A 10,770-nucleotide genomic window follows, 5' to 3' on the forward strand; every position below is an offset into this window, starting at 1 on the left:
GGAGGAGCTGCCCGTGACCACCCCGTCGCCCAGCGAGGTGCGCTCGGTGCTGCTCGACCTGGTCCGCCGCCGCGGGTCCGGGAAGACCGTGTGTCCTTCCGAGGCCGCCCGCGCTCTGGCCGCCGAGGGCTGGCGGGACCTGATGGAGGACGTGCGTCAGGAGGCGTACCGGATGGCCGACGCCGGGCTCGTGGACATCACCCAGCAGGGCCGCGTGGTCGACGGCCGGACAGCCCGCGGGCCGATCCGCGTCCGACTCCGCTGAGCAGGGCGCGCGCCCGGGTAGCGTGGGGGTCATGACGTTCCCACCCATCAGCGCCCTCCTCGGGTCCGCCGCCCGGGCGCCGTTCGTCCTGCTCAAGCAGTTCCGGCCCCAGCGGCCCATCCACTCGGAGGGCGTCGGGCTCGAGGGCGTCCTGATCCGCACGGGCGGCGGCACCAGTGGCATCCACTGGATCGACGAAGCCGGGGAGGATCCCGTGCGGGCCCGTTTCTCCCGCTCGATCGGCTTCCCGCAGGGGTGGCCGGACATCCTGGGCCTCGCCCTGCGCTGCCCCGTTCCGCCCTCCGGGCAGATGGAGGGCCGCAGCGACGGCCGGGCCGACATCCTCCTCGCGACCGCCGGCGAGGGGCGGTTCTCCCGCTTCGTCCCGACCTTCCACCGGCACGTGCCGGACAGCGCATTCGCCTCCTTCATGCCCTACCGGGCTCTCGGCGGCCCGGTGCTGGTCGCCGCCCACCCCGAGCCGCGCACGGAGCGCCTGCCGGCCCGCCCCGACCTCTTCCGGGCGTCGGTCGCCGCCGAGCCCTGGGTTCTCGGTCTGCACTGGGCCACACCGCTCGGGCCGTGGCAGCGCTTCGGGACGGTCGAGCTCGGTCCCGGCGCGCCGTTCGGGGACGACGAACGGTTCGACCCCCTGCTCAACGTCCCCACGGGCGCCGAGAACTACGGGTGGACCTACCGGCTGCGGGAACCGTCCTACACCCTGGCCCGCGCCCCGCGGAGGCCGCTGGGCCGGGCGTAGAATCGGCCCATGGCACTGAGACTGAGCCCGGCGCCCACCACCGCGACCGTCCGGCGTCACGCCGTGGTGGAGTCGCCCATCGGCCCGCTGGCTCTCGTGGAGGAGGCGGGGGCGCTCGTGGCCCTCTCCGTCGAGGGTGCACGCCAGGGACCGGTCCCCACCTCCTTCGGGGCGCGCGACGACAGCCTCCTCCCGCACGTCCGCGAGCAGCTCGGCGAGTACTTCGCGGGACGGCTGCAGGAGTTCGACGCCGACGTCGTCCTCCACGGGACGCCGTTCCAGGTGCGCGTGTGGAACGCCCTCGCGCAGATCCCGTACGGCACGACCGGCACCTACGGGCAGGTGGCCCGCGCCGTCGGGGCACCCCGGGCCGCCCAGGCGGTCGGGGCGGCCAACGGCCGCAACCCCGTCAGCCTGCTGGTCCCGTGCCACCGGATCATCGGCGCCAACGGGCGGCTCACCGGCTACGCCGGCGGCATGGAACGCAAGGAGTACCTGCTGCGCCTCGAGGGCGCGCTGCTCTGAACCCGCACCGCTGACGCGCCACCAGGAGGACCCATGACCCGCCTCGACGACCTCGCCACCGCCAATCTCACCAGGGCGCGTGCCTCCGGCGCCGGGCGCAGCGCGGAGCTCGTGGTCCACGACGGCGTGCTGCGGCAGACGATGATGGCGCTGTGCGCCGGCAAGGAGCTCGCCGAGCACGTCTCCCCGCCCGCCGCCACCCTCCAGCTGCTGCGCGGCCGGGTCCGGGTGCTCAAGCGCGGTCAGCTCGCCGAGGAGCTCACTGCCGGGGAGCTGCTGTCCCTCACCGACTCCCGCCACTCGGTGGAGGCGCTGGAGGACTCGGTGTTCCTGCTGACCACCGTCTCCCGGCCGTCGGACGGCTACGACCCCCGGGTGGCGTGACCCGCGGGCTCCGGCTCAGAACGCGTAGCGGACGTCGCAGTACGGCAGCTTCTCGTGGAGCAGGTCCAGGAACTGCTCCAGGTACCGCTGCTTGTCCCGGAACCGGTACCGCACGTTGAGGGCCCCGTTCTGGGAGCGCTTGGTCTCCTGGAGATCCGGGCGCCACAGCACCTCCTCGGCCTTGGGGTGCCACTGCGTGTTGACCTCGTGGAGCTGGGCGTTGTGGGTCAGGAAGATGACCTCCGAGGCCAGCTGGTCCTTGGCCGCCGCGCTGAGACCGTCGTCGAGCTGCTCGAAGAGCTCGGCCCAGTCCTCCAGCCACGTGTCCGTGACGATCACCGGCGAGAAGTTCACGTGCACCTCGTAGCCGGCCGCCACGAAGTCGTCGATGGCGGCGATCCGCTCCGGCACCGGCGTGGTCCGGATGTCCGTGAGCTTGGCCAGGTGCGCCGGCATCAGCGAGAACCGCACCCGGGTCCGTCCCTGCGGGTCCCAGTCCAGCAGCTCCCGGTTGACGTACTTCGTGGCGAAGGACGCCTTGGCCGTGGGGTGGCGGCGGAACAGGTCCACGAGGTCCTGCACGTTGTCGCTGAGCAGGGCGTCCACCGAGCAGTCGCTGTTCTCCCCGAGGTCGTAGACCCACGCGTCCGGGTCGCACTGGTTGGGCTCCGGCTTGGGGCCCTGCCGGCCGATGTGCCGGTCCAGGTAGCCGGTGATCTGCTCGATGTTGGCGAAGACCGTCACCGGATTGCTGTAGCCCTTCCGCCGCGGGACGTAGCAGTAGGCGCACGCCATGGCGCACCCGTTGGCCGTGGACGGCGCGATGAAGTCCGCCGACCGGCCGTTGGGCCGCGCCGCCAGCGACTTCTTGACCCCCAGCACCAGGGCCTCGCGCTTGATCCGCACCCACCGCCGCGCGTTGGTCTCGTCCCCGTGCAGCTCGGGGATCTGCCAGTGGCTCGGGACCTCCACCAGGGTGGCGTCCGGCCAGCGTTCGAGGACCTGCCGCCCCCGGGGCAGCTCGGCGGCGGCCGGCTCGTAGTAGATGCGGGTGATGTCGACCATGGACGGTTCCGGGGGCATGCGGACGAGTCTAGGAACCGCCACCGACAGCGGGCTCGCGGAGTCCTCCCCGGGAACGGACAGTGGACTTCGCACCTGGTGGCCGACAGGATGGCACCAAAGTGCGACCGCAACGACCACTCCGGCAGCAGCGACCACGAGGGAGTTCCTCCATGAGATCCGTATGGCTCGACACGTACGAGGTGCCGTCCACCGCGACGGACCGGTTCGTCCCCGGCGCGCACTACGACACGGTGGTCGCAGGTGCCGGGCTGACCGGGCTGACCACCGCGGTGCTGCTGGCGCGTGCGGGCCAGCGGGTCGCCGTGCTCGAGGCGCGTTCCGTCGGGGCCGTCACCACGGGCAACACCACGGCGAAGCTGTCCCTGCTGCAGGGCACCACGCTCTCCCAGATCCACCGGCACCAGTCGGACGAGGTGCTGCGTGCCTACGCGGACGGGAACCGCGAGGGGATGGACTGGCTGGTCCGGTTCCTCGAGGAGCGCGGGGTCCCGTTCCAGCGCCGCGACGCCTACACCTACGCCACGACCTCGAAGGGCGCCTCCGCGCTGCGCAAGGAGCTCGAGGCCGCCCGCATCGCCGGGCTGCACATGAACTGGACCCGGGACACCGGCCTCCCCTACAAGGTCTCCGGGGCCATCACGATGCCGGACCAGGTCCAGTTCCACCCGATGGAGGTGCTCGGCGCCCTCGTCGCCGAGCTGAAGGAGCACGGCGGCACGCTCGTGGAGGGGGTCCGGATCACCGGGGCCGGTGTCCGCTCACCCCTCTCGGTGCAGACCTCGCACGGCCCGGTGCGGGCCGACCGGCTCGTGCTCGCCACGGGCACCCCGGTCCTGGACCGCGGCGGGTACTTCGCGAAGCTCTCCCCGAACCGCTCCTACGCCCTGACCTACCGGGTCCCCGGGGCGCCGGGGTCCGTCCCGGAGGGCATGTACATCACCGCGGACAGCCCCACCCGCACGCTGCGCACCGTGCCGGTCGGCGGGGAGGAGCTGCTCCTGGTGGGCGGCAACGACCACGTGGTGGGACGGTCCGCCTCCCCGCAGGCGGCCGTGGACGACCTCGAGTCCTGGACGCAGCGCTGGTTCCCGGGGGCCGAGCGCACGCACGTGTGGGCGGCCCAGGACTACGAGTCGGTCAACCTCATCCCCTTCATCGGCACCCTGCCCCGCGGCGGCGGCAACATCTATCTCGCCACCGGCTACAACAAGTGGGGGATGAGCAACGCCGTCGCCGCCGCGATCGCGCTGAACGCCGAGATCCTCGGCGGCAGCGTGCCGTGGGCCGAGACGCTGGGCCGGCGCGTGACCTCGCCGTCGGACATCCTCACCGCCCTGCGCGTCAACGCGGGGGTCGGCCTCAACGCGCCCAAGGACTGGCTCAAGGCCGAGCTCAAGGAGCTGCCGGCCGGGACGCCCGCGGAGGGGCAGGGTGTCGTCGGACGCGAGCACGGCCGCCCCGTGGGCGTGTCCACCGTCGACGGCACCACCTGCAAGGTCTCCGGCGTCTGCACGCACCTCGGCGGCGTGCTGCGCTGGAACGACGCCGAGCGCTCGTGGGACTGCCCCCTGCACGGCTCCCGCTTCGCCGCCGACGGTTCCCTGCTCGAGGGCCCTGCCGTGAAGGACCTGCCTCGGGCCAGGCGCTGAGCCCGGTCCCGGACACGGCGGCGGCCCCCACCCGCAGAGGGGTGGGGGCCGCCGCGGCGTCCGGGGACGCGCTGTCCCGGGGACCTACTTCTTGGAGGAGGTCTCCTCGAGCTTCAGCGCGACGCCGATCGCGAAGAAGGTCGGGGTCCACTCGCCCACGAACAGACCCCAGCGGTCGGCCTGGGGCTTGGACTTGCTCTTGCCGAGGCTGGCCGCCCAGGAGAGGACGGACAGGCCGATGGAGGCGAAGCCCGCCGCGTAGGCGTGCTCGCTGCGGACACCAAGGTTCTGGATCGTGCTGATCATGGACGTACCTCTTTCCTGTGGTGGTCACCGTGAACGGTGAACTCCTCGAGCGGTGTCCGCCCAGTCTCACACGAAACGGAGCAATACGAAAGCAGGCTGACTATAAAGTTGGCCAGGTGCGTCGCCGGCCGATGTGGGCGGATGTGGGGTCGTCCGAACGGCCATTAACGGATGCAAAAAACTGTTTCCTCATGCAAACTGATCCATACCCGACCCGGTGGTGACCACCGCGGCGGGGTGGACGTCGAACCGGTCGGGGGGCCGGTGGCGTCATCGACCCGGAGCGAAGGAGCTTCCGGGCCGGGCCGATCATTCCTGGGGGGAAAAAATGCTGCCATCCGTCGTGGGTGCTCTGCTGAGCACCGTCGTCCTCGTCTACGTCCTGTCGAACGCCGCCTACACGCGGCACAAGCGGTTCATCGCCGGGGCCAGGTCGCTGCGCCAGGCCATCGTCGCCGTGTACGCGGTGCTGCTGGTGCTCAACCTGTGGTGCGCCACGATCATGCCCGTGACCCTGGTCTGCGACGCGATCGCGGTGGCCACCCTGGTCGCCACCGGGGTCTTCGGCTTCGTCATCGCCGAGCGGCGGATCCCCGCCACCACCGTGGTCGAGCGCCGGAAGGTGCTGGCCGTGGGGGCGCACCCGGACGACCTCGAGCTCGCCTGCGGGGCGACCCTGGCCAAGCTGGTCGACACCGGCCACGAGGTCCGCGGCCTGGTGATGAGCTCCGGGGAGGTCGGCGGCAACGCCGGGCTGCGACCGGCCGAGGCCCAGCGCGGCGCCTCGTTCCTGGGGCTGACGGGTCTGCGGGTGCACGAGTTCCCGGACACGAAGCTCGAGACGGTCACCAACGACATGGTCCGGGCCATCGAGGCCGCGATCCGGGAGTTCGAGCCGGACGTGATCTTCACCCACTCGGCCCACGACCAGCACCAGGACCACTACGCGGTGCACCAGGCCACCCTGCGCGCCGCCCGGGCCCACCACTCGATCCTGTGCTTCGAGTCCCCGTCGGTGACCCGCGACTTCGACCCGTCCGTGTTCGTGGACATCGACGGCTACGTCGACGTCAAGGTCGAGGCCGTGCTCTCCCACCGGGACCAGGCCGGCAAGCCCTACATGACCCCCGGGCGGGTGCGCGGGATGGCCGCCTTCCGCGGGGCGCAGGCCAAGAACACCAACGCGGAGGCCTTCGAGCCGGTCCGCCTGCTCGGCTCCGCGATCGGCGACCTCTAGTCCCCGGGGTGCCAGGGGCCGGGCGGCCGGGGCGTTCCCGCGGACGCCCCGGCCACGGTCCGGCCGGCGCCGCCGCTCAGACGGGGCCGGAGCTGCCGGCCGGGTACTCGAGCAGCGGGACCCGGCCGTCCTCGAAGGCGGCCAGCACCTCGTCGACGATGCGCCACCCCTGCTCCGCCGCGTCCCCGCGGACGCCGAAGGTGTGGTCGCCCTCGAGGACGCCCCGCAGCACGCTGCCGTAGGCCGTCAGGCCCGGCCTGGCCATCCCGGACGAGAGCGTCACCCGGGTCATGCCCCGGGAGTCGAAGGGCCCGCCCACGTTCAGCTCCAGGGTCAGCTGCTCCTCCTCGAGGCCCATGCGCAGGACGTCCGGCGCGACGTCCCCGGAGCGGGGCAGCTGCTCGTAGTCGTGCGGCGGGCGGCGGAACGTGATGGCGATCTCCTGGCGGGGGTTGCCGATCGCCTTGCCCGAGCGCAGGGTGACGGGCACGCCGTTCCAGCGCCACGTGTCGACCTCGAGGACCACCTGCGCGAACGTCTCCGTCCCGCGCTCCGGGTCCACGCCGTCCTCGGCCGTGTAGTCGGGCAGCTCACGGCCGTCCACGCTGCCGGCGGTGTAGCGGCCCCGGGTCGCGGCGCCCGCCGCGTCGCCCTGCCAGAGCTTCGTGGCCCGCAGGACGTGGCTGGTCAGCGTGGGGATCTCCACCTGGTCGAAGGAGGAGGGCGGTTCCATCATGACGAGGGCCATGACCTGCAGCAGGTGGGACTGGATCATGTCCCGCAGCGCTCCCGTGGCCTCGTAGAAGCCCGCGCGGCCCTCCAGGCCCAGGGTCTCGTCGAAGACGATCTCCACGGACTCCACGTGCTCCCGGCTCATGAGCGGCTCCAGCAGCCGGTTGGCGAAGCGCAGCCCCACGAAGTTGAGCACCGCCGGCATGCCCAGGAAGTGGTCCACCCGGAAGGTCCGCTCCTCGGGGACGAGCCGGCCCACGAGCCGGTTCAGCTCCCGTGCGGTCCGCGTGTCGGAGCCGATCGGCTTCTCGAGGGCCAGCACCAGGTCCTCCGGCAGGTCCAGCCCGGCCATGACCTCGCACGCCTGCGCGGTGACCGCGGGAGGCAGGGCGAAGTACAGGCAGACGGGGCCCTCGACGTCGTCGAGCAGCCGTTCGAGGTCCCCGGCGTCGGTGACGTCGCCCGCCACGTAGCGGGCGGTCTCCCGGGTGTGCGCGGCGGCGGGCCCGCTCGCGCCGACGGAGTCGAAGGCATCGGCCACGACCTGTGCCCAGTCCTCCGCGGGTTCCCGCGAGGAGCCGACCACGTCGATGCGCAGCTCCGGGGCCGAGCTCAGGAGCGTGCCCAGGCCCGGCAGGAGCAGGCGGGACGTGAGGTCGCCGGTGGCGCCGAAGATGATCAGGGTCCTGATGCTTGTCATGCCAGCACGGTACCCCGGGGTCCCAGGCGGACGCCTCGCGTGCCCCTGGCCTGCGCCGACCGGACGCCCGGCCGCGGCTGGTTGAATGGGCGGATGAACGACGACGCGAACCGGCCCCGGTCCACCCCTCTGGAGGACTACGCGCTCCTGTCCGACCTGCACACGGGGCCGCTCGTGTCCCGGGACGGCAGCGTCGACTGGCTGTGCTTCCCCCGCTTCGACTCCCCGTCGGTCTTCGCGGCCCTGCTGGGCACGCCCGAGGACGGGCGCTGGAAGCTCTCCGCCGTCGACGGCGTGGTCACGTCGCGCCGCTACCTGCCCCGCACCTTCGTGCTGGAGACGACGTGGCGCACCCCCACCGGGACCGTCGTGGTGACCGACTTCCTGCCCCCGGCGGCCGCCGGCGACGACCACCCCGACCACGCCGACCTCGTGCGGCGGGTCGAGTGCGTCTCGGGGACGGTCGAGGTGGAACACGACCTGAGGATCCGCTTCGACTACGGGCGCGCCGTGCCCTGGACGCGGCGGGTCGACATCGACGGCAACGGCACCTGCGGGCAGCTCTCCATCGCCGGCCCCGACGCCCTGCTCCTGACCGGGCCGATGCTGCACCCCGAGGACTTCCCCCGCGTCGAGCCGCTCGAGGACGCCGCCCCGGACGCGGCCCCAGCCGCCGCCCCGGAGCAGCCCGGGGACCTCGACGAGGACGAGGGTGCCGTGGCCGACCGGCTCGGCGGGCGCTTCGGGCTCTCGGCCGGGGAGTCCCTCGACTGGGTGCTGACCTGGCACGAGTCCCACCACGGGCTGCCCACCCCCGTGGACCCCGCCGACGCCCTCGACCGCGCGGTGTCCTTCTGGACCGAGTGGTCCTCCCACGTGGGCACCCACAAGCGCCACGAGCAGGCCGTCCTGCGCTCGCTGCTCGTGCTGCGGGCCCTCACCCACCGCGGGACCGGCGGGATCGTCGCGGCCCCCACCACCTCCCTGCCCGAGGAGTTCGGGGGCAGCCGCAACTGGGACTACCGCTACACGTGGCTCCGGGACGCGGCACTGACCATCGAGGTGCTCGTCGCCCACGACTTCACCGACGGCGCGCTGCTCTGGCGCAACTGGCTGCTGCGGGCCGTGGCCGGGGATCCCGACCAGGTCCAGATCATGTACGGCCTGGCGGGGGAGCGCCGGCTGCCCGAGAGCGAGCTGGGCCACCTCGGCGGGTACGAGGGCTCGGCTCCGGTGCGGATCGGCAACGGCGCCGTGGGCCAGTTCCAGTCGGACGTCGTCGGGGAGGTCATGCTCGCGCTCGCCGCCCTCCGGGACGCCGGCGTGGAGGAGGACCGGTGGTCCTGGGGGCTGCAGAAGAACCTGCTGCGCTTCTGCGAGCGCAACTTCGACCGGGCCGGCCACGGGATCTGGGAGATGCGCGGGTCCGCCGCGTTCTTCGTGCACGGGCGCGCCATGATGTGGGCGGCCTTCGACCAGGGCGTGCGCGCCGTCGAGGAGCACGGGTTCTCCGGGCCGGTGGAGCGGTGGCGTGAGCTGCGGGACCGGCTGTGCGCCGAGATCCTGGAGCACGGCTTCGACACTGAGCTGAACACGTTCACGCAGACCTACGACAACACCGAGGTGGACGCTTCGCTGCTGCAGCTGCCGCACACGGGCTTCGTGGCCTACGACGACCCGCGGATGCTCGGCACCGTGGCCCGGATCGAGCGGGACCTGCGGGGGGCGCACGGGCTGGTGCACCGCTACCGGACCGCCTCCGGCCTGGACGGTCTGGAGGGGGACGAGTACCCGTTCCTCATCTGCACGTTCTGGCTCGTGGAGCAGTACGCGCGCAGCGGCCGGGTGGAGGACGCCGGTGAGCTCCTGGAGCAGCTCGCGGGCTACGCCAACGACCTCGGCCTGTACGCGGAGGAGTTCGATCCCGTCAGCGGGCGGCTCGCCGGGAACTTCCCGCAGGCGTTCAGCCACCTCGGGTTCATCCGCGCCGTCGACGCCGTGGTGCGGGCACGGGCCGGCGTGGACCTCACGGATCGGCTCCAGACGTAGGCGGGACGCGGCGAGGCGCCGGCCGGACGCCGGCATGACGCCGGCAGGGTCTCCCCGCGGAGCACGGGCACGGAGCAGGACGCATCGACCAGGACGGACAGCATGAGCACCTTCGACCGGGCGGCCGATCTGCCGCACGACCTCACCGGCGACCTCCTCGACGGCCTCGGGGTGGAACGGGCCACCCCGCTGGGCGGCGGCGACACCGCGGCGGCCTTCCGCCTGGAGACGGCGCGGGGGCCCCTGTTCGCGAAGACCATGGCGGACCCGCCCGCCGGGATGATGGCGGCGGAGGTCGCCGGACTGCATGCCCTGCGGGAGCACGTGCCGGAGCTCCTCGGGGTGCCGGAGGTCGTGCGGTGGACGGACGACGGCATCGTCCTCGAGCGGATCGACGAGGCCCCGGGCCGGCGCCCGTCCGGGACCGAGGTAGAGTGCGGGCGCGGGCTCGCGGCGCTGCACCGGGTGCGGGGGAAGGCCTTCGGCGGGCTCGACCCGGCGCTGCCCGGGCGGATCGGGTCCTTCGCGGTGGACCTGTCCCCGACCCAGGACTGGGCGGCGTTCCTGCTCGACCGGCGGATCCGCCCGCTGCTGCGGGACGCCCTCGGGGCCGGCCGGATCGCCCCGCACGCCGCGGACCTGCTCGAGGAGCTCGCCCCGCGGGCCGAGGAGCTCGCGGGGCCGCCGGAGCCGCCCACCCTGGTGCACGGCGACCTGTGGGCCGGGAACCGGCTCGTGGACGTCCGGGGCCGGAACTGGCTGATCGACCCGTCGGCGCACTGGGGCCACCGCGAGGTCGACATCGCGATGATGCTGCTGTTCGGCGGCTTCGGCGAGGAGTGCCTGGCCGCCTACGACGCCGAGCACCCGCTCGCGCCCGGCTGGCAGGAGCGGGTGCCGTGGTACCAGTTGCCGCCGCTGCTGGTGCACGCCGTCCGGTTCGGCGGCGGCTACGGGGACGCGGCCGTGCGGGCCCTCCGGCAGCTGCGCGGCTGACCGGCCGCGCCGGGAAGCGGCGGCGGGAGCAGGGTCCTCAGCGCTGCTCGCCCACCGCCCGGTCGCCCACGGCCCGGCCGG

Annotated in this window: 11 protein-coding genes; 8 read left to right on the forward strand and 3 right to left on the reverse strand. The window is 73.1% G+C overall.

The window, feature by feature from the left end; genetic code table 11:
- Positions 1 to 13: 13 nt before the first annotated feature.
- From CRM73_RS03350 to CRM73_RS03365, 4 genes are read left to right on the forward strand one after another with little or no spacing between them, the layout of a single operon-like run.
- Positions 14 to 265 carry a DUF3253 domain-containing protein gene (locus tag CRM73_RS03350; RefSeq protein WP_017831771.1) on the forward strand — a complete coding sequence of 84 codons (252 nt, stop codon included), beginning with the start codon at positions 14 to 16 and terminating at the stop codon, positions 263 to 265.
- A gap of 31 nt (positions 266 to 296) precedes the next feature.
- Positions 297 to 1,025: a hypothetical protein gene (locus CRM73_RS03355; RefSeq protein WP_035924247.1), complete on the forward strand. Its 729-nt coding sequence runs from the start codon at positions 297 to 299 to the stop codon at positions 1,023 to 1,025.
- A 9-nt stretch (positions 1,026 to 1,034) separates the two neighbouring features.
- Positions 1,035 to 1,550 carry a methylated-DNA--[protein]-cysteine S-methyltransferase gene (locus CRM73_RS03360; protein ID WP_109221616.1) on the forward strand — a complete coding sequence of 172 codons (516 nt, stop codon included), beginning with the start codon at positions 1,035 to 1,037 and terminating at the stop codon, positions 1,548 to 1,550.
- A 33-nt stretch (positions 1,551 to 1,583) separates the two neighbouring features.
- Positions 1,584 to 1,934 (forward strand): hypothetical protein, encoded by a 351-nt coding sequence (locus tag CRM73_RS03365; protein WP_035924242.1) that lies wholly within the window; start codon positions 1,584 to 1,586, stop codon positions 1,932 to 1,934.
- Between the two features lie 15 nt (positions 1,935 to 1,949).
- Here CRM73_RS03365 and CRM73_RS03370 read toward each other — a convergent pair whose 3' ends face one another.
- A complete protein-coding gene (locus tag CRM73_RS03370) occupies positions 1,950 to 3,017 on the reverse strand; it encodes a spore photoproduct lyase family protein (protein ID WP_229586846.1) in 1,068 nt (355 codons plus the stop codon).
- A 152-nt stretch (positions 3,018 to 3,169) separates the two neighbouring features.
- Here CRM73_RS03370 and CRM73_RS03375 point away from each other — a divergent pair, with 152 nt between their 5' ends.
- Positions 3,170 to 4,669, forward strand: coding sequence for an FAD-dependent oxidoreductase (locus CRM73_RS03375; protein WP_229586848.1), 1,500 nt, complete (start codon positions 3,170 to 3,172; stop codon positions 4,667 to 4,669).
- A gap of 84 nt (positions 4,670 to 4,753) precedes the next feature.
- Here CRM73_RS03375 and CRM73_RS03380 read toward each other — a convergent pair whose 3' ends face one another.
- Positions 4,754 to 4,975 (reverse strand): hypothetical protein, encoded by a 222-nt coding sequence (locus tag CRM73_RS03380; RefSeq protein WP_017831777.1) that lies wholly within the window; start codon positions 4,973 to 4,975, stop codon positions 4,754 to 4,756.
- Between the two features lie 328 nt (positions 4,976 to 5,303).
- Here CRM73_RS03380 and CRM73_RS03385 point away from each other — a divergent pair, with 328 nt between their 5' ends.
- A complete protein-coding gene (locus CRM73_RS03385) occupies positions 5,304 to 6,212 on the forward strand; it encodes a PIG-L deacetylase family protein (RefSeq protein WP_017831778.1) in 909 nt (302 codons plus the stop codon).
- 76 nt (positions 6,213 to 6,288) lie between these two features.
- Here the strand turns inward: CRM73_RS03385 and CRM73_RS03390 are convergent, their stop codons facing one another.
- The gene (locus CRM73_RS03390) at positions 6,289 to 7,644 is read right to left on the reverse strand and encodes a glucose-6-phosphate dehydrogenase (RefSeq protein WP_229586849.1); all 1,356 of its coding nucleotides are present in this window, start codon (positions 7,642 to 7,644) and stop codon (positions 6,289 to 6,291) included.
- A 93-nt stretch (positions 7,645 to 7,737) separates the two neighbouring features.
- Here CRM73_RS03390 and CRM73_RS03395 point away from each other — a divergent pair, with 93 nt between their 5' ends.
- Positions 7,738 to 9,693: a glycoside hydrolase family 15 protein gene (locus CRM73_RS03395; protein WP_017831780.1), complete on the forward strand. Its 1,956-nt coding sequence runs from the start codon at positions 7,738 to 7,740 to the stop codon at positions 9,691 to 9,693.
- A 102-nt stretch (positions 9,694 to 9,795) separates the two neighbouring features.
- Complete coding sequence (locus tag CRM73_RS03400) at positions 9,796 to 10,689, forward strand: fructosamine kinase family protein (RefSeq protein ID WP_229586850.1); 894 nt, start codon at positions 9,796 to 9,798, stop codon at positions 10,687 to 10,689.
- The last annotated feature ends 81 nt before the right edge of the window (positions 10,690 to 10,770 follow it).

The organism is Kocuria sp. CCUG 69068 (assembly GCF_020833785.1).
GTDB lineage: Bacteria > Actinomycetota > Actinomycetes > Actinomycetales > Micrococcaceae > Kocuria > Kocuria rosea.